This is a genomic window from Rhodoligotrophos appendicifer, from assembly GCF_007474605.1.
GTDB classification, from domain to species: domain Bacteria; phylum Pseudomonadota; class Alphaproteobacteria; order Rhizobiales; family Im1; genus Rhodoligotrophos; species Rhodoligotrophos appendicifer.
On the sequence record NZ_VHKL01000006.1, the window covers coordinates 1 to 18,010 of the forward strand.

Annotated in this window: 17 protein-coding genes; 9 read left to right on the top strand and 8 right to left on the bottom strand. The window is 57.2% G+C overall.

Annotation, left to right across the window (positions count from 1 at the left end; translation table 11 throughout):
- Positions 1-42: 42 nt before the first annotated feature.
- The 5 genes from FKM97_RS26715 to FKM97_RS14105 form a co-directional block, all read right to left on the bottom strand.
- The gene (locus tag FKM97_RS26715) at positions 43-501 is read right to left on the bottom strand and encodes a hypothetical protein (RefSeq protein ID WP_246105089.1); all 459 of its coding nucleotides are present in this window, start codon (positions 499-501) and stop codon (positions 43-45) included.
- Positions 502-744: 243 nt separating this feature from the next.
- The gene (locus FKM97_RS14090) at positions 745-1,026 is read right to left on the bottom strand and encodes a hypothetical protein (protein ID WP_144293075.1); all 282 of its coding nucleotides are present in this window, start codon (positions 1,024-1,026) and stop codon (positions 745-747) included.
- A 109-nt stretch (positions 1,027-1,135) separates the two neighbouring features.
- Positions 1,136-2,812 (bottom strand): ABC transporter substrate-binding protein, encoded by a 1,677-nt coding sequence (locus tag FKM97_RS14095; RefSeq protein ID WP_144293076.1) that lies wholly within the window; start codon positions 2,810-2,812, stop codon positions 1,136-1,138.
- A gap of 153 nt (positions 2,813-2,965) precedes the next feature.
- Positions 2,966-4,420 (bottom strand): amidase, encoded by a 1,455-nt coding sequence (locus tag FKM97_RS14100; RefSeq protein ID WP_144293077.1) that lies wholly within the window; start codon positions 4,418-4,420, stop codon positions 2,966-2,968.
- A 76-nt stretch (positions 4,421-4,496) separates the two neighbouring features.
- Positions 4,497-6,056, bottom strand: coding sequence for a trimethylamine methyltransferase family protein (locus FKM97_RS14105; protein WP_144293078.1), 1,560 nt, complete (start codon positions 6,054-6,056; stop codon positions 4,497-4,499).
- Positions 6,057-6,259: 203 nt separating this feature from the next.
- Here FKM97_RS14105 and FKM97_RS14110 point away from each other — a divergent pair, with 203 nt between their 5' ends.
- The 4 genes from FKM97_RS14110 (at position 6,260) to FKM97_RS14125 (ending at position 10,485) form a co-directional block, all read left to right on the top strand.
- Complete coding sequence (locus tag FKM97_RS14110; protein WP_144293079.1) at positions 6,260-6,982, top strand: hypothetical protein; 723 nt, start codon at positions 6,260-6,262, stop codon at positions 6,980-6,982.
- Between the two features lie 126 nt (positions 6,983-7,108).
- On the top strand, positions 7,109-7,414 hold the full coding sequence (locus tag FKM97_RS14115) for a virulence factor (RefSeq protein ID WP_144293080.1): 306 nt from the start codon (positions 7,109-7,111) through the stop codon (positions 7,412-7,414).
- A 33-nt stretch (positions 7,415-7,447) separates the two neighbouring features.
- Complete coding sequence (locus FKM97_RS14120) at positions 7,448-8,386, top strand: methyltetrahydrofolate cobalamin methyltransferase (RefSeq protein WP_144293081.1); 939 nt, start codon at positions 7,448-7,450, stop codon at positions 8,384-8,386.
- Between the two features lie 29 nt (positions 8,387-8,415).
- Positions 8,416-10,485 (top strand): ASKHA domain-containing protein, encoded by a 2,070-nt coding sequence (locus FKM97_RS14125; protein WP_144293082.1) that lies wholly within the window; start codon positions 8,416-8,418, stop codon positions 10,483-10,485.
- Between the two features lie 159 nt (positions 10,486-10,644).
- Here the strand turns inward: FKM97_RS14125 and FKM97_RS14130 are convergent, their stop codons facing one another.
- A complete protein-coding gene (locus FKM97_RS14130; RefSeq protein WP_144293083.1) occupies positions 10,645-12,207 on the bottom strand; it encodes a trimethylamine methyltransferase family protein in 1,563 nt (520 codons plus the stop codon).
- Between the two features lie 280 nt (positions 12,208-12,487).
- Between FKM97_RS14130 and FKM97_RS14135 the strand changes: the two genes are divergently transcribed.
- The 3 genes from FKM97_RS14135 to FKM97_RS14145 are packed head-to-tail and all read left to right on the top strand — an operon-like array spanning position 12,488 to position 14,584.
- Positions 12,488-13,441 (top strand): DMT family transporter, encoded by a 954-nt coding sequence (locus FKM97_RS14135; protein WP_170240916.1) that lies wholly within the window; start codon positions 12,488-12,490, stop codon positions 13,439-13,441.
- Positions 13,438-14,127: a hypothetical protein gene (locus tag FKM97_RS14140; RefSeq protein WP_144293085.1), complete on the top strand. Its 690-nt coding sequence runs from the start codon at positions 13,438-13,440 to the stop codon at positions 14,125-14,127. Before FKM97_RS14135 ends, FKM97_RS14140 begins: the two co-directional genes overlap by 4 nt.
- A complete protein-coding gene (locus FKM97_RS14145; protein WP_144293386.1) occupies positions 14,111-14,584 on the top strand; it encodes a GFA family protein in 474 nt (157 codons plus the stop codon). The genes FKM97_RS14140 and FKM97_RS14145 overlap by 17 nt, the downstream gene beginning before the upstream one ends.
- Here FKM97_RS14145 and FKM97_RS14150 read toward each other — a convergent pair.
- A complete protein-coding gene (locus FKM97_RS14150; protein WP_342783556.1) occupies positions 14,518-15,216 on the bottom strand; it encodes a DUF1638 domain-containing protein in 699 nt (232 codons plus the stop codon). The genes FKM97_RS14145 and FKM97_RS14150 overlap by 67 nt on opposite strands.
- 495 nt (positions 15,217-15,711) lie before the next feature.
- On the opposite strand from FKM97_RS14150, the gene FKM97_RS14155 reads away from it, so the two are divergent.
- Positions 15,712-16,092 (top strand): hypothetical protein, encoded by a 381-nt coding sequence (locus FKM97_RS14155; RefSeq protein WP_144293086.1) that lies wholly within the window; start codon positions 15,712-15,714, stop codon positions 16,090-16,092.
- A gap of 337 nt (positions 16,093-16,429) precedes the next feature.
- Positions 16,430-16,741: a hypothetical protein gene (locus FKM97_RS14160; protein ID WP_144293087.1), complete on the top strand. Its 312-nt coding sequence runs from the start codon at positions 16,430-16,432 to the stop codon at positions 16,739-16,741.
- Between the two features lie 136 nt (positions 16,742-16,877).
- Here the strand turns inward: FKM97_RS14160 and FKM97_RS14165 are convergent, their stop codons facing one another.
- Positions 16,878-17,579: a corrinoid protein gene (locus tag FKM97_RS14165; protein ID WP_144293088.1), complete on the bottom strand. Its 702-nt coding sequence runs from the start codon at positions 17,577-17,579 to the stop codon at positions 16,878-16,880.
- Positions 17,580-18,010 lie beyond the last annotated feature (431 nt).

The following is an 18,010-nucleotide window of genomic DNA, read 5'->3' on the forward strand; positions in this document are numbered from 1 at the left end:
CAGCCTAGCCAATGGACGGCTTTTACTCCGCCCGCACCGCCATCACGTCGGCGCTCCATGGCCTAATTTGTCACCGCCCTGCACAATCAAGGCGAGATTGAAGCCTATGCCGCTCTGAAAGATCGCTTGGCGAAGTTTCAAATTCCGACATTCTTGATGATTGGCGGTCACGATTCCCGTGATCGGTTTTTTGAAGTTTTCACGAACCACCCCCGAGACGAAAATGGTTATGCGCAGTTTACGCATCAGACCGCTGAGGCGTTTTGCATCTTCATAGACTCGGTCGGTCCGGAATCGAGTGGAAGTGGTTATTGTGATCTCCGACTGAGTTGGCTCAGAGACCAACTTGAGAGCGCGCCAGACTTGCCTTTGTTGATCTTTAGTCACCACCCCCCGTTTGACGTGAACATTGCTCTTCCTGACGGAACAAGACTGGCAGACGGTGGTAAAATTGCAGAGCTTATTGCCGATCGCCCGGTTCACCACTTCTTCTTCGGACACGTGCATCGGCCGATGTTTTGCACATGGCAGGGGATCCTGTGCTCGGGCGTACCCGGGCTCGTTTATCAAGTCCCCCTGACACCCAGCAGCGTATCAAGCTCATACAGCATAGAGCCTCCTATGTACGCCGTGATCAACATCAATGCCGAGGGGACAATGGTTCATTTTGATGCCTTTATGCATCGCAGTTCAGCTGAATCACCGGCGTATAGGACTCAAGCTGGTTAAGTGCCGAGAATGCTGCTAACGCGCCTGTTTTTCGATGTTGGGAATGCTGTCCTCGACCGAAACGGCCTCCGTTCCCTTCATCTCGATTTCTTCGCCATCGCCGAAGATCGCAATGCATCCCTTCATGCAGATGTCGGATATCGTCTCACCTGGCGCGATCTCATAGGATTGCTCTTCATCATCAGCAATGATCGTGACCGTCGTCAGGGTTGTGTCTTGGTTTTTTAAAGTCAGAGCTGCAAGTTCGCCGCCTGTGATCTGCAGCAGAAAAAGAGCCAAAACGACAGCAAATTTCATGACAATACTCCTTGGACGCCCGCGCCTCGGCGCCCGCCTGTCGAATGCAAAGCGCCTCTTCGAAACACGAAGAGGCGCGGAAGTCATTGAGGGTCTTTGGAGAACGCTCTTACCCCTCGATGGCCAGGGTCTCCCCAAAGATGTAACGCGTCGGATGCATCTGGAAGCCCTTCACCTTTTTATCATATACGACAAAAAGTGATCGCCATATCGGTTGGCAAAGGGGCCCTTCGTTTTGCATGAGGGTCTCGATCTGAGCCATGATTTTCTTACGTTCTGTTATGTCCAGAGTTCCCTCTGCCTTCGTCAGCAGACTCTCGAACTCCGGATTATTGAACTTGCTCTCGTTCCAGGCTCCATTTGCGCGATAGGCCAAAGCAAGAGTCATTGTGCCTAGAGGCCTGTGCACCCAGCTTGTAAAGCCCATAGGCACCGTGTTCCAGACTTCCCAATACTTGGCCGATGGAACCACGTTGATCTTTGCCCTGATATTGGCGTCCTTCCACTGCGAGACCATCGTTTCCACAGCCGTCTGCTCCCACGATGGATCCGGTTTGCAGTAAATTTCGATGTCGATTCCGTCCGCATGACCGGCTTCAGCCAGCAGGGCCTTTGCCTTGTCGAGATCCCGTTCGATCATCGGGATCTCCGCATAATCCGGCAACACGGGAGCAACGTGATGATGTTCAGCAACTGCCCCTAATCCACGATGTGAGATGTCGAGCACTTGCTTTTGGTCGGTCGCATATCGCACCGCTTGGCGAACCTTGGGATCCTTGAACCATTCATGATCCACCTGCATTCGAGCCACGCAGGTATCGGCCGTAACGACGTCATAGACCTGAATGTCCGGCATTTGCTTATAAATATCAAGCTGTTCGATATTGCCTTCATAGATTCCGTCAACCTGCTTCGATGCAATCGCCGCCGCGACCGCTGCCGGATTGTCGCCGAGATCGATGAACTCGATGGCATCCAGATAAGGCCCGTCCCCGTAATAGTCGTTCCGTGCCTTGAGAAGCGCTCTGCGACCGACCTCGACCTCTGCAAGCTCGAAAGCCTCCGTTCCGTTGGAGCCTGCACCGAACTTGCCGCCCTCCTCCGGATCGAGAATACCGAAGGGATAATGGAACAGATGTTCTGGCACAGCGATCTGTGCTTCCTTCAGATTCAGCTTGAGAGTCTTGTCGTCAACGACTTCGATGGCATTGGCGTCCCACAGCTCTGTCGCCATGATGGGATTACCCTTGTCGTCCTTCTTACCGGTGTCGACCTCTTTAACCATATAGCTCATCAGGCCCAGAACCGATGAGCCCGTCTCCGGTTTCAGCCGATACGCTATGTTCCATGCAAGATCTTGAGCAGTCAGTGGCTTGCCCTTATGCCACTTCACATCGCGGACGCCGAGGGTCCAGGTTTTAAGATCTTCAGAGGGCGACCATTTTTCCAAAAGATGTGGACGTGTCACATTGTCGACGCCGGTCCTGCTCATATATCCGCAGACTTGGCGTAGGATATTGGAGTCGTAGATCCACGAATAAGTAGCTGGATTGTCGATCTTCGGCACCCGCATGGCAATCTTGAGGGTGCCGCCTTTCGGCATCGCCTGCGCCATGGCCGGCATCGCAATCGGATTTCCCGTGATCTTTCCAGCTAACATATAAGCCGAACCGGCAGATATCCCCAAAAGAGTAGAATATCGCAGGAACTCTCGGCGGGATATTTTACCATTGGACAGCTGGGTCTTTAGCGATAGTAGTCCAGGATGTTCATTTTTGTTTGTCATTATCCACTCCCATTTCCCCCTATTGCCCGATTACGGAGAAACCCCTCCCCTGTGTTTCGAGCCTTTAGGCCTCTTGGCATACGCGCGAACGCGCAGCTCCCGATGAAGCCTAACACCCCGATTTTTGGCTGGGAACTATATTTACGGCAATGTTTAGCGGAATCCCGGCGGCGCTATGAACCCGCGATATTCGTGTTCGAGAAGTTCCGCGAACGCTATTGTAGAATAATCAAAGTATTGCGCTCCAATGATCTGAACGCCGATAGGCAGACCCATCGGATCTGAACCGATCGGCGCGATCGTACTCGGCAGATAAAAGCATCCCGAATAACCCGCCCAGAAGAGTTGATCAGTGGTTGGGACCCGTTTCGCATTCACTTCGATGGTGCGCTGATGCCGTTCCCCCACCTGGTCATGCGGGAATGCTGCAGAGGCAGCAGCGGGACAGAGCATGAGGTCCCATTCACGAAAAAAATCTGCCCAGGCGAGCCGCATGTGATGGCGGCGCTCATTGATCTTGAGCCATTCCCGATGCGGCAGAACATTGGCCCGCACCATTCTCGCGAAATAGCTCTGATCCTCAACGGGCAGTGACTGCGACAGCTCGACATTGCGAAGAAAATCTCGGCCGGTTTGCCGCCGACTGGTCGCCGCACGCAGGAGCGCGATGTAGACGTCGACGACCTCAGATGTCTCGAAGCGGGGCCGAGCTTTGAAATCGATTTTTGCACCCTGCTTCTCGAGAAATTCGGCAAGCTTGACAAGTTCGGCCTGAATCGACTGATCAACGTCTGAGGCTTTGTCATTAAGCATCACCGCGATCTTTAAGTCTTTGAAATGTTTCTTCTGCGCCCTCGGCAGGACCAGGCGCCAGCCCATCGCATCAATGTCTTCTGGCCCCTCAATAATTCCCAGCGCCAGCGACAGATCCGTTGCTGAGCGTGCCAGAGGGCCTGCGACGGTAATGTCAGACGTTGTCACCCCTCCCGGCAGGGCGTGCCCTCGATAGGACACGATCCCATAAGTGGGCTTATGCCCATAGACACCGCAATAATGTGCAGGGTTTCGGATCGATGCCCCAATGTCCGAACCGACGTCAAGGCCTGTCAGGCCGGCGGCAAGTGCGGCTGCGGAACCTCCTGAGGAACCTCCCGGCACTCGGGTGACATCCCAAGGATTATTGGTGGTCCCGTAGATGTCGTTGAAGCTCTGCCAGTCCGCCAACATCAGCGGCACATTCGTCTTTGCGAAAATAATCGCGCCCTGTGCCTTTAGGCGCTTGACGGCATCGGCATCAGTGTCGGTGACATTGTCTCTAAAGGTTGGATCGCCCCAAGTGGTGGGTGAGCCAGCCAACTGAAACGATTCCTTGATTGTCATGGGCAGCCCGTCGAGAAGACCCAACGGAGTTCCTGAACTCAAACGTCGGTCAGCCGCCTCAGCAGCTGCTCGGGCAGCCTCGATGTCGCTCCAGATGATCGCGTTCAATGCCGGATTAAATTTCTCAACCCTGGCCCAGAACATCTCCAGCAGCTCGCGGGAGGAGATGGCTCCCGAGTGCAAGGCGGAAACCAACGCCGTCGCCGACGCGAAGCTATAATCACTCATGAAACCTTGACCTCCTCAACCGACATTTGCCGCGTCATCCTACCGCACGTCAGCAAGGTAGATGTCAAGCTGAGGGTCAGGTCAGCGAATCCGGTAACACGGCTTTTCGGCTGGTCATGAAGGCCTGCAGCGCCTCATCAATACCGGGATCAAGAGCCGGGGCTTGATACTCCTTGAGCATGCGTTTGTAACTGACGTTGGCGCGCTGAGCGGCATCTTTCTCGCCCTCCGCGAGCCATTGCTCAAAGGAGTTATTGTCCGCGATTGATGAGCGGTAAAAGGCCGTTTCGAAATTTGCCTGCGTATGGGCGCAACCAAGGAAGTGGCTTCCAGGCCCAACGTCGCGAATGGCATCCATGGCTTGCCCATTTTCCGATAAGTCAACGCCTTCAGCGAAGCGTTGCATCATACCAAGCTGATCTGCATCGATGATGAATTTCTCATAGGAGGAGACCAGTCCACCTTCTAACCATCCTGCTGCGTGGAGAACAAAGTTGACTCCTGCATAGAGGGTTGGGATCAGGGTTTGGGTGCTCTCGTGCGCGGCTTGAGCATCCGGGACTTTAGAGGCACAGAGGGAGCCGCCGGACCGAAAAGGGATGCCCAAGCGCCGAGCGAGCTGAGCCGCTCCATAGAGAACGTGGGAAGGCTCGGGCGATCCGAAAGTCGGCGCCCCCGACTGCATGGATATCGAACTGGCGAAGGTACCGAATACGACGGGTGCCCCCGGCCGGCACAATTGGGAGAACGCGGCTCCGGCCATGGCCTCGGCCAGGATCGTCGTCAACGTTCCGATAACCGTCACCGGTGACATCGCCCCGGCCAGGATGAACGGTGAGATTATGGTGGCCTGATTGTTCCTCGCATAAACCTTGAGTGCACCCAGCATCGTCGAATCGAAGACTAAGGGTGAGTTGGCGTTGATCAAGTTGATCAGGACGCAGTTCTGGTCGACAAAATCCGCACCAAACAGAAGTTTCGCCATTTCGACTGAATCTTCGGCCCGCTCTGGCGCAGTAACTGATCCCATGAAGGGCTTATCCGAATAGCGGATATGTGAATACACCATATCCAGATGCCGCTTGTGCACGGGCACATCGACCGGTTCGCAGACGGTGCCTCCCGAATGGTGCATTGCCGGGGCCAAATAAGCGAGTTTTACGAAGTTCCGAAAGTCCTCCAACGTGGCATAGCGGCGGCCTTCGTCGAGATTTCGAATAAAGGGTGGGCCGTACACGGGTGCAAAGACCGTGTTCTTTCCCCCGATAACCACATTGCGCTCGGGGTTGCGCGCATATTGTATGAACTCTCTCGGTGCCAATTTCAGGAGCTCACGGCACAGTCCATTTGGAAAGTGAACCCGTTCACCTTTCACATCGGCTCCGGCATCCCGCCACATCTGTAAGGCCTCGGGATCTTCCCTGAAGTCGACACCGATTTCTTCAAGGACAACGTCCGCATTTCGCTCGATGATCTGGAGACCCTCTTCACTCAAGGTCTCGTAAAGAGGGATGTTTCGCGAAATGTTTTTGAGGCTTGGTAAGGCGCCACCCGAACGGCGTTGGCGCCTTTCGGCTGCTCCTCCGCCGCGCCGGGAATGACGATCGGTGGGTTCACTGGGGGTAACTTCGGTCATGCTTCGACCTCGGAATGACTTTCAGCCTTAACTAGCGTCGAATGAGAGGGCTGACCGGCCCTGAAACGTCAACCGATGCACCATCAGCGACGCGCACCTCGAGCGCCGCGCTCCAAGCATCGTTAACCACCATCTGGGGTTGTAGTCGCCGTATCCCAATGACATATTGGACACATTGAGTTTTTCATTTTAGGACCTTTGCCATGACGCCCAATCCCTCATTTCTTTTGCCAGCTGATCAGAGTTCGGACCCCGCCGCCCTCTCGGCGGGAAAATCTGTTCACAGCTTGGGCCCGGTACAACTTGTCTTGGGCGCGACTGTGGATGCGCCGACGGCATCCACCCGAGAATTCGGTCCTTCTCATACGGTTTCGGAGAAATGGACAGCGGGGTCACTGGTGCTGAACAACTCGCAGAGCGATGAACTGCAAGTGTTCAAACACGATGGCGGCTTCAGCATTACGGGCCGGGTCGACGGCGGTCCCATTACGATCAACCTTTCCGGCGAAGGCATAAGCGGTATCGAGATCATCCAGTACGGTCCGTCGGTAATTGCACAGCTTCGGGGCGAATGGGCCGGAACAAAGTATGAGGCTAACACTGCCGGGACGCCCGAGGGAGCTCGCTACAACGGCGACGGCTACACTCCTTTTGATAAGCTCAACATTGAGGTTGTCGCCCAAGAAAATGGCACCTCATTGGCACAATCTATGAGCATTCTCGTGCCTCCGACAGAGGACCGGATGGACCCTTCTTCTGTATTCTCGGCCACCCACGGGGGAGCCATACTGCAGATTTGCCCGCCGATGAATTCCGGCGAGCTGGCTCACATCGCTGACACTAGCGATTTATCGGCTTCCGAAAACATCGCATCCGCTGGAGGCAGGGGAGGTACAGCCATGGCCGAAGGCGATTTCCTACTTTAGGCCTTCCCTAGGGCCTGTGTCGCTTTCAGATGACCGCACGTCGGAGGAATACGCGTTTGCGTTTGAATACGCCCCCATACCTGCTTTGGAAACCTATGTGCGTCACATGCCGGTGAGAGGCGTTCGATGGCCGACCTGATCGTTGTTTACTGGCGGGATATCCCCGCCCAGGTGATCGTCAAGGCGGGACGTAAAACTGAAAAGCGGCAGCTCTCTGACAAGTTTCAGGAAGCCATCGATATGGCAGCGATGCGAAGCGGAGCCGCCGGAACCGATGCGTATCTGGAGGAGTGGCGCCGCGCCGCGCCGCAACAGGTGGGTGACGACCTGGTCCTCGAGGCTGATAAGGCCGCAGCCGGTTTCGAGGCCGCCTATGACAGGACACTGATTAAGACACTCATCGATAACGGCGGCTGGGCTGAGCCTCGCTGATGTAAATCTATTGGCGCCATTCCGGAGATCTAAATGACAGAGACGATTCTTGCTTCGGCGACCAAGGAAATTGTGATCGGGTTCGATCGCCCCTTCTGTGTGATCGGAGAGCGTATTAACCCGACGGGGCGCAAAAAGCTGGCCGCGGAAATGAAGGCTGGCGACTATTCGACCGTGGAGCGGGATGCCCTTGCCCAAGTGCAGGCGGGCGCGACGATGCTCGATGTCAACGCGGGCATACCCTTGGCGGACGAGCCCAGGATCTTGGCGGAAGCGATACAGCTCGTGCAAAGCCTCGTCGACGTGCCCCTCTCCATCGATAGCTCCATCATCGACGCTTTGGAGGCGGGCCTGGCCGTCTACAAGGGGCGCCCTCTCGTCAACTCGGTGACCGGAGAAGACGAAAGCTTGGACCGCGTATTGCCGCTCATCAAGAAATATGATTGTGCAGTGGTTGCCATATCCAACGATGAAACGGGCATCTCGGAAGACCCCAATGTACGTTTCGAGGTCGCCAGGAAGATCGTCAATCGCGCCTCAGACTATGGAATCAAGCCTCAGGACGTGGTCGTTGATCCTCTCGTCATGCCGATTGGCGCCATGGGCACAGCCGGCCGCCAGGTTTTCGCGCTGCTGCGTCGGCTTAAGGACGAGTTAAAGGTAAATACCACGTGTGGCGCCTCTAACATTTCCTTTGGGCTGCCGAACCGACGCCTGCTGAACGGTCATTTTTTGTCCATGGCGTCCTCCAATGGGATGACATCCGCCATTATGAATCCTCTCCATGACGAGGACATGCACGCCATCATGGCGGCCAATGTCCTCAATGGAGTGGATCGCGACTGTCGGGCCTGGGTGCGCAAGTTTCGCGACCCCATACCCGAAGCGGTGACGGGGGCAGACGTCACGCCGGAAAGTGAATCCGATGCACGCCGTCGCGACCGTGAAAATCGTCGGCGCAGGCGTCTCTGACGGCACACGTACCTGGAGTGAAAAAAAGTATGAGCGTCGAAGCAGTGCTGGCGAACGCCTCGGCGAACACGGAAGAAGAAGCCGCGGACGAGGCCCTGATTGTCTTCACGCCTTCAGGCAAACGGGGTCGGTTTCCGATTGGCACGCCGGTACTTCAAGCGGCGCGTGCCCTTGGCGTGGACATTGACAGCGTCTGCGGTGGCCGAGCCATTTGCGGGCGCTGTCAGGTTCAGCTCTCGGAGGGCTCGTTCGCCAAGCACGGTTTGACCTCACGGTCCGACCATCTGACCCCGGTTTCGGCAACCGAACAGCGATATGATGAAAAGCGCGGCCTCAAGCAGGGGCGCCGACTTTCTTGTCAGGTAAAACTTCTTGGCGACGTGGTGATTGACGTCCCTGCCGACAGCCAGGTCCATAAACAAGTGGTTCGTAAGCGCGCCGAGGTCCGCGCCATCGAACTCGATCCGGTGACGCGACTTTATTATGTCGAGGTGGTCGAGCCAGACATGCATGCCCCCACGGGCGATCTCGAGCGTCTCTATACGGCGCTGCGGGAGCAATGGAACATTGCGGATGCCTACGCCGACCTTCGCACGATTCAACGCCTGCAGAAAGCTCTTCGGGAGGGCGACTGGAAGGTCACGGTCGCGGTTTATCACGGCGCCATTCGCAGCCGGAACCGCGTAGTTGCCGTGTGGCCACGGTTCCATGACAGGATTTACGGAGTCGCCATTGATATCGGCTCCACGACCATCGCGGCGCATCTGTGCGACCTGGCAACGGGCGATGTCATCGCCTCAGCGGGGCTCATGAATCCCCAAATCAGGTTCGGCGAAGATCTCATGAGCCGGGTCTCCTATGTCATGATGAACCCGGGCGGCGACGTGGAGATGACGGCCGCGGTGCGTGACGCTTTGAATACGTTGATCGGACAGGTCGCGGCCGAAGCGGGCATTGAACGCACCAACATCGTCGAAGGGGTCTTTGTCGGCAATCCTGTCATGCACCACCTCCTGCTTGGGATCGACCCGATCGAACTGGGCGGAGCCCCTTTTGCCCTTGCGACCTCCACCTCGCAGACGCTATGGGCGAGTGAACTGGACGTGAGGATGCATCCCGATGCACGCGTTTACATCCTTCCCTGCATCGCCGGTCACGTGGGAGCGGATGCGGCCGCTGTTGTGTTGTCCGAGGGTCCCTATCTCCAGGACGAGAACTGGCTAATAGTCGACGTCGGGACCAATGCGGAGATTGTGCTCGGAAACCGACATCGGTTGCTCGCCTGCTCCTCCCCCACGGGTCCAGCCTTTGAGGGCGCCCAGATTTCATCTGGCCAGCGGGCGGCCCCGGGAGCGATCGAACGCGTCCGCATCGACCCCTCAACCTTGGAGCCCCGCTACAAGGTCATCGGCAGCGATCTCTGGTCTGACGATCCCGCCTTCTCCGATGCGACCGCGTCCCTCGGCATCTCGGGCATATGCGGCTCCGGCATCATCGAAGCCATCGCCGAGATGTTTCTGGCAGGAATAGTCACCTCCGACGGCATGATTGACGGCAGCTTGGCGTCGGCGACGTCTCGCATCCAGCCCAACGGCCGGACATTCACCTATCTGCTTCGCGCAGGGGAGCCGGAAATCCGGGTTACGCAGAACGACATCCGGCAGATCCAGCTCGCCAAAGCTGCACTCTACGCCGGCGCACGCCTGCTGATGGACCATCTTGAGATTGACGCCGTCGACCGCATCACTCTCGCCGGCGCCTTTGGCAGCCATATTGACGTGAAGCACGCCATGGTCCTGGGCATGATCCCCGATTGCCCGTTGAACAAAGTGTCTTCCGCCGGCAACGCTGCCGGAACAGGCGCCCGCATTGCCCTCCTCAACGGCAAGGCTCGGCGAGAGATCGAGGACGTTGTCACCCGAATAGAGAAGATCGAGACCGCCATCGAGCCGAAGTTCCAGGAGCACTTCGTCAGTGCCATGGCCTTTCCTCACAAGACGGCGCTCTATCCCCATCTCGCCCAGGTCGTCACTCTGCCTGAACAGAAGACTTCGGACGATGGTTCAGCCCGCCAGGGGCGGCGGCGGCGGCATCGCTAACGACAGGCGCTGCCAGGCCGAAAGATGCCGCTTCCTAGGCACCTTCCTTCATGTTGATAAGATCGCCATTTGCGACATGAACGTCTCTGTATAACCGGTCATTCCCGGGGCGACCTGCGAGAGCGCTTCACGAGCTCTGCCTTCGAAGCCCTGTGTCCCTCAAAAATCCGTTGGTGCGCCACCCTCTCGCTTTCGACGTTCTACAAACGCGTCGACCTCCTCCAGAATCCCTGGATCGATCGGTGGCGGAACGTAATCTGCAAGCGCTTGCTTGAACACGCGGTTTGCCTTCTGTGCCGCATCGGGGCTTCCGGCCTCGACCCAGCTTTGGTGATTGCGCCAATCAGAGAGAATGGGAGAGTAGAAGGCCGTCCGGTATCTTTCCTGGGTGTGCTGTGCCCCGAAGAAGTGCCCTCCGGGCCCGACCTCCCGCATGGCGTCCAGGGCAAGTTCCGCATCGCCACTGATGACCGGCTTCAGAAATTCGGTCACCATCTGAAGGAGGTCGACATCGAGAATGAATTTCTCGAACGAGGCGACGAGGCCGCCTTCCATCCATCCTGCGGCGTGCTTGATGAGATTGCCGCCTCCCATAACCGCTCCCCATAGCGAAAAGACGGACTCATAAGCTGCCTGCGCGTCCACTGTATTGGCAGCGCAGGTATTGGACGTGCGATAGGGCAGCTTATAGCGTCGCGCCAGCTGTCCGCCGATAATGGCCGTCTTCATGTATTCGGGCGTGCCGAAGGCCGGCGCACCCGACTTCATGTCCACGTTCGAGGTAAAGGCGCCGTAGATCACAGGTGCGCCTTTTCGCACGATCTGCGTCATTGCAATGCCAGCCAAGGCCTCGGCATTCTGTTCGACGATGGCCCCGGCCAGCGTCACCGGTGCCATTGCCCCCGCAAGTGTGAAGGGTGTGATGCAGATCGCCTGGCCTTTTGCGGACATTTCCAGGATCCCGCCGAGCATTGGAGAATCGAGCCGGAGCGGCGAAGAGGTGTTGATGATTGAGACCATAGACGGCTCTGACGCGAACTGCTCGTGTGATACGCCGCGCCCGAGCCGCCAGATTTCCATCCCGTCGACGATGCGCTCCTTCCCGAGTGAATAGGCATGGCCGACCTTGTCGCAAAGCACGATCTGAGCCCGCAAAGCATCCAGATGGCGGACGGAAGGATGCATATCGACGGGCTCGACGGGATAACCACCGACCATGTGGATGGTGTTGAAATACTGTGCCAGCTTGAGGAGATTGCAGTAATCCTCCGTGTTGCCGATCCGTCTTCCTCGATCCATGTCTGACGCATTTGGCGGACTGGAGATGCAGGAGAAGACGATCGAATTCCCCCCCATTTCGATGTTCCGCTCTGGATTTCTGGCATGCAGCGTAAACCGCTCGGGTGCTGTCTTGATCAGCTCCTCGATCAGGGCGGGATCGAACCTGACCCGCTCTGAATTTGGATCTACATCTGCACCCGCACGTCGTAGCAGGTCACGCGCCTCCGGCAGAAGGAAGTCCATCCCGATCTCCTTCAGGACGTCCAGCGAGGCACGGTGAATAGCCTCCACCTGGTCATCGGAGATGATGTGCATCGGCGCCACGGTGAGCTTCGGCTGCTGCCAGGGAAGCTGTGGCACGGCCTGTCCGGTGACATCGCTGGCCTCACGGTGCCGCCGACCTGACCGCTGACGTTTCGTAGCCTCTGCCGCTTCTTGCATGGCGCTGCTTTCCTGTTTGCTCGGGCCTGAGTTCATACACCCACAGCGGTGAGCTGGCTTGCGCAGGCTCTTTGCAAAGCGGTCCTGCGTCATTCGGATTGATGCACGGACGCAGCGTGCGAAGCCACAGCGATTCGAGCACCATCTGCAAAATTGCTGCGCCGAAGCAATCGACCCGTGGAATTCACAACCCAGCTATGTAGAGCCCGTCCTGCTTTCCACTTGGCCGTTCCTTGACTTCAGGCTATGGCTCATCGCATCAAGAGCAAATGGCCGCACCGTGACCGACTTAGCTACAGTAAAGATAGCCGGTGCGACGACCACTCCCGACACTCATCTTGTCGGTGGATTACGCCGGTCCCCCCGCAAAGCCATCCTTTTTGCTCTTGCCGCCATATTTTGCCTCTGCGTATTGGATGTGCTCGTCAAATGGCTTGCGGCGAGCTATTCGATCCCTCAGATAATCTTCCTCCGCTACATCGGCGGCTTGGCTCTCGCTCTGGTCGTCGCACAGCGCAGCGGCGGGTTCGCACAGCTGCGCACGAACCGAATATCCGGGCATCTCACACGGTCGCTCTTCAACCTGATCACGATGCTTTTGTTTTACTATGCTCTGCGCATGCTGCCTCTGGCGGATGTGGTCGCCATTGCATTTGCAGCCCCGCTTTTCATGACGCTTCTGTCCATTCTTTTTCTCGGCGAGAAAGTGGGTCCTGCGCGCTGGCTGGCTTTGGCCATCGGAATGGTCGGGGTAATTGTCATCCTGCGACCTGGCGATGGAAGCTTGGGGCTCGGAGGAGCGCTCGCTTTGTGCTCGGCGCTTTTCTACGCCCTCACTCAAATCTCTGCGCGGCAGCTCAGCAGCACGGAATCGAGCGCAACGATTCTGTTTTATTACAGTGCCGGTGTCCTGGTGATAACGATGTGCCTTCTGCCCTGGAATTGGCAGATGCCGAGCCTCTTTGACTGGGGGTTGTTCGTTCTCCTCTCTATCTTCGGCAGCTATGGACAACTTTTTCTCAACCAAGCCTGTCGTTACGGTGAGGTCTCCATGTTAGCCTCCATTGAATATACCGGTCTCTTCTGGGCTGTCCTGTTCGGCTTCCTTGTCTGGGGTGACATTCCAACCTGGTCTGTCGTCATCGGGGCGGGAATCATCGTCGCCAGCACTCTCTTCATCACCCGTCGCGAGATGATGCGGAAGGACATTCCCCTTAGGGAGTCCGCGGGGTGAAGACGATATGGTCGGAGATCCAAGCCTCGGGCTTTGTGGCTTTGAGCTGGTTTCTGCCGACTCCTGAGGATTTTCTTCCCGAATGGGAGGACAAGATCGCAACCGTGGTCTTGATCGGCAATGCTGGCCCCGGCATGTGGCAGCGCTTTATTTCCGATCGAGAGCCCGACAAGGACCTTCTGGACGACTGGACCCGGGACAAGGCCTCATCCTTGGCACGGGGCCTCGGGGCCCGCGCCGTATTCCCCTTTGACCGTCCTTATCTGCCGTTCCAGCGTTGGGCGGCCAAGGGAGGCAATGCGTTTTCCTCTCCGCTGGGTTTGACGATCCACCCCCTCTACGGGCTGTGGCATGCCTACCGCGCTGCCCTCCTCTTCTCCCGGCCGCTGTCTCTGCCGGAGCCAGTCCGGCAAGACCACCCTTGCGAAAGCTGCCCCACGCGGCCTTGCCTGTCCGCCTGTCCGGTCGGCGCCTTCACCGGCACCGATTATGATGTGGAGGGCTGCGCCCGGCACGTGACAGGCCCTCAGGGTCAGCGCTGCTATGGGGGATGCCTCGCGCGCCGGGCCTGCCCTGTGGGTCGCGACTTCACCTATGCGCCTTCCCAGGCTAGGTTTCATATGCGCCATTTCATACAGGCCCGCGATCCGAATTGGGAGATGACGAGTGATGGTCTCGAAGCGTGAAGGCTCCTGTCTCTGCGGAGCGGTCCAGTTCACGGCGGGCGAGCCTCTGCGCCCCATCGTCTACTGCCACTGTCGTCAATGTCGGAAGCAAACCGGCCACTTTCTCGCGTCGACCGCGACAGCGTTGGATCGTTTTCAACTCACATGTGACCAGGGGCTCGCCTGGTATCGGGCCAGCGAGATCGCCACACGCGGCTTCTGCAGAATCTGCGGCTCGACCCTGTTCTGGCAGCGCGACGGAGCCGACGAGATCTCCATTGCCGCAGGCACCTTGGATGACAGCACCGGCCTCATCGAGGACGGGCACATTTTTTGCGCGGAGAAGGGCGGGTATTACGAGCCGGCCGGGGGCAAGTATCAGGTTCCGGGCTCAGACCGGCCGGCGACCCCTCAGCCGGAGGTCCTCGCCCTCAGGAAACCATCCATGTCGCCATATCCGGTGAAGCGGCGTTCATAGCCGAGCCCCAGTCGCTTCGCCGCAGTCTCGGCTCTGGCGTCCAAGCCGGGATCGTTGACCTGGGCGAGATAAATGACCTTCTCGTAATTGCCAAAATAGAGCGGCAGAAGCTCAGGATGGCGGTCGAGGCCCAGGCCCTCCCAAACCAGCTTGTCAAAGTGCCGGGCCAGATAATCGGTGAGATAGAAGCTTCTGAAGTCGGCGTCCTCGCGGCCGGCAAAGAGGTCATTGCCGGTGAAGAAGGAGTAGCAGTGCGGACCTGGGATCCGCTCGACGCCTTCTTCTTCCACCACACGATCCAAAAGGCCGCCGGTACCACAGTCACCATAGAGCACGAAGATATTCTCGTAAGCACCTCGAGCTTCGCGGATTTTTTCGCGGACCGCCTCAGGGATCATCTCTGGATGATTGTGCAGCTTAGCGGGCAGGCACGCGAGATCGAACATCGCCCACTGATTGGCCTCGATGAGCGTGACGATTTCAGTGGCAAGGGCACCACAGGCGATCAGCAGGAGACGACCCTCCCCTCTCCTGAAGCCGAACGTCTCTACCGTCTCCAAATTCATAGACTGACTATAGGGAGGATCGACGTCTGGCGAAAGGGCGCAGGCCTCGACAAGGGCGTCAACCATTCACTAACCATTCCTCTTAAAATTTGTTTTGGTGTGTTTCAATTTATCTCTCGTTATGATTGAAATCGCATAGTGAAGGCCGAAGATGTCATTGGGTGCGTCATGGCCTGGTCGCTGATGAAAACTTTCTCCAAACGGAACCGACCTCGGCCGGCCCGGACACTTGAAGTCGAGGAGTTTGAAGCCCCTGAACGGCGGTGGGATGGCAGTTCTGCCCAAATAAGACTCCGAAGAGAGCTCAAGTTAATTCGCGTCCCAAATACCAAATTATCCTGGATTTCAATGACAATATCCGATGATATTGCAGAGATAAAATCCGGCTCTCACAGTAATTTGGTTCATCATTTTCTTTCTGCAGAACACGTCAGTTATTTACTAGAGCAACGAGGGTCTGATGTTTATATTCATCTATATTTAAATGCTGAGCGTGACAAATCGAGGACAAAATTTACTATAGTTTGAATTATTTTCATAAAATTTCATGAGGAGTAAGTTATGAGCTTTATCGGAAGCGCGATCAGTGCTGTGGGTGGAGTTGTCGGCAGTATATTCGGCGGTGTCGCAAATGCTGTTGGCGAGGCAGTCGTTGACGTTGGCCATGTCGCCCAGGCAGTCGTCGACGTACCCGTCCATCTCGTAAAGCATGCGGGCGAGACCATATCGAGCTTGGGTAACGGCAATGACCATAACAACAATCACAGTAACGATGGCCCCTATACGCCGTCGCCGCTCGCCGTTGATCCCGGAACCCAACCCGGAGCGGGCCACGGCCCGGCGATCTCTCCTGCCCCGACCCCCATCATGGATCATGGTCCGGGTCCAGCGGCCGATCAAAATGACGGAATGATCTACCACAGCGGCGACCACATGATGTGACACGAAGCCTCGATGATCGCCAAGATCTCCACGATCATTGAGGCTGATCTCCGGGTCTGAGGGATCGGGCTCGCCCTTTCTTTACCGTCCCTCGACAACCTACAAGCCCTTATCAACTGATACACACTCTAGGGTTGCAATCCTGCCCTTTCGGCGATATAGGAACGACGATCAGAGTCGGAGACTTAGGCCAACATCTGGGGAGGAGGCCGTCGTTTTATCAATGTCGGGCCCCTCCTTCCTGGAGGTCGCAATACTCATACAACAGCAAAAAAATTTTCTCTCTCCGACCCATTAGAAGAAATTCTATTTTCCTATAATAATTCGAGGATTTGAAATGAGTTTCATAGCAGATACTTTTAACGGAATAGCAAATATCGCAGCGAATCTTGTCGGCGGTGCTGTGGGTATATTGGGTGGCGCGGTCACGGGTGTTGGAAAAGTGGCGGATGCCATTGTCCATATCCCAATCGATGCGTCCAAAATTGCGGGCGATACTCTCACCAATATCGGTGATGAGCTGCGCGGCAACCATCATCCTCCGGCAGCCGGCGGACCGACCCCGGTCCCGCAACCGCCGGCTGAGAGCGATGACGGACTGATTTACCACGCCACCAGCTCCAGCTCGATCACCGGTCACGTATCGTGACGACCCATGAGATCTAGGGGCCGGCCGCTGACGCGCCGGCCCGTTTGACAAGGGGGGATACCTCGCAGCCGATCATTTGGCGGCCGCGCGGTGGGATCCGGCGTTGTCGTCTAAAGGCGAAGCCGGCGAGAAAGGCTCAGGCGCTGGCACGCACATTGTGGCGGCGCTTGATCATCTCGCGCGCCGTTTCGACCGCCACGGCCGCATCCCGGCAATAGGCATCAGCGCCGATCGCCGTTGCGAACTCCTCGTTCAACGGCGCGCCTCCCACAAGCACAATGTAATCGTCGCGGATGCCCTTCTCCTTCAGCGCATCGATGACGACTTTCATATAGGGCATGGTTGTCGTCAGGAGCGCCGACATGCCCAGAATATCCGGCTGATGTTCCTCGATGGCCGCGAGATACTTCTCGACGGGGTTGTTGATTCCGAGATCGATCACATCGAATCCCGCCCCCTCCATCATCATCCCGACGAGGTTCTTGCCGATGTCGTGGATATCGCCCTTGACGGTGCCGATCACCATCTTTCCCTGCTTTGGCGCTCCTGTCTCCGCCAGCAGCGGGCGGAGAATGAACATTCCCGCCTTCATGGCATTGGCGGCAAGCAGAACTTCCGGCACGAACAGGATGCCGTCACGAAAGTCCACCCCGACGATGCGCATGCCCTCGACCAGCGCCTCGGTGAGGACGCGATAGGGCGTCCAACCCCGCCCGAGCAGGATGTTGACGGCAACCTCGATTTCCTCCTTGAGGCCGTCATAGAGATCGTCATGCATCTGCTGAACGAGCTCATCATCGTCCAAGGAATTGAGATCGAGTTCTTCTTCGTTGCTCATCCCACTCTCCACAAATCGTCAAGGCGGACACCCGCAGAATTGTCTTATCGACAACAGCTGGAAAGGCCGACGCCTCTTCTCCCGTTGCCGCAATCATTCCTGGCGCGACCGCAGCTCCAGCTATGGCATGTCCCCAGGTCCATGCATCGCACCCAGCGACCGGAACACGCTCGAAATCGACATGGCGCTCCAAAACGCACTGACATGCCTCTGCGCCTGCCGCCATCGTGACCGATGCGGGTTGTGAGGGCCGTGGAGCGCCGAGCGGACGCGTATGGTTTTAGTATATGTAGCGACCGATCGGCGCTCCACGCGTGCCGTTCCAGCCGACGCCTCTTCGCGATGCCTAAGCTGGTCTACCCAGCGGTCCGCCCCGTGAGGGATGGCCGTGCAGAACGCGATATGACGTGAGCCTTGTCCTGTTCCCGTTC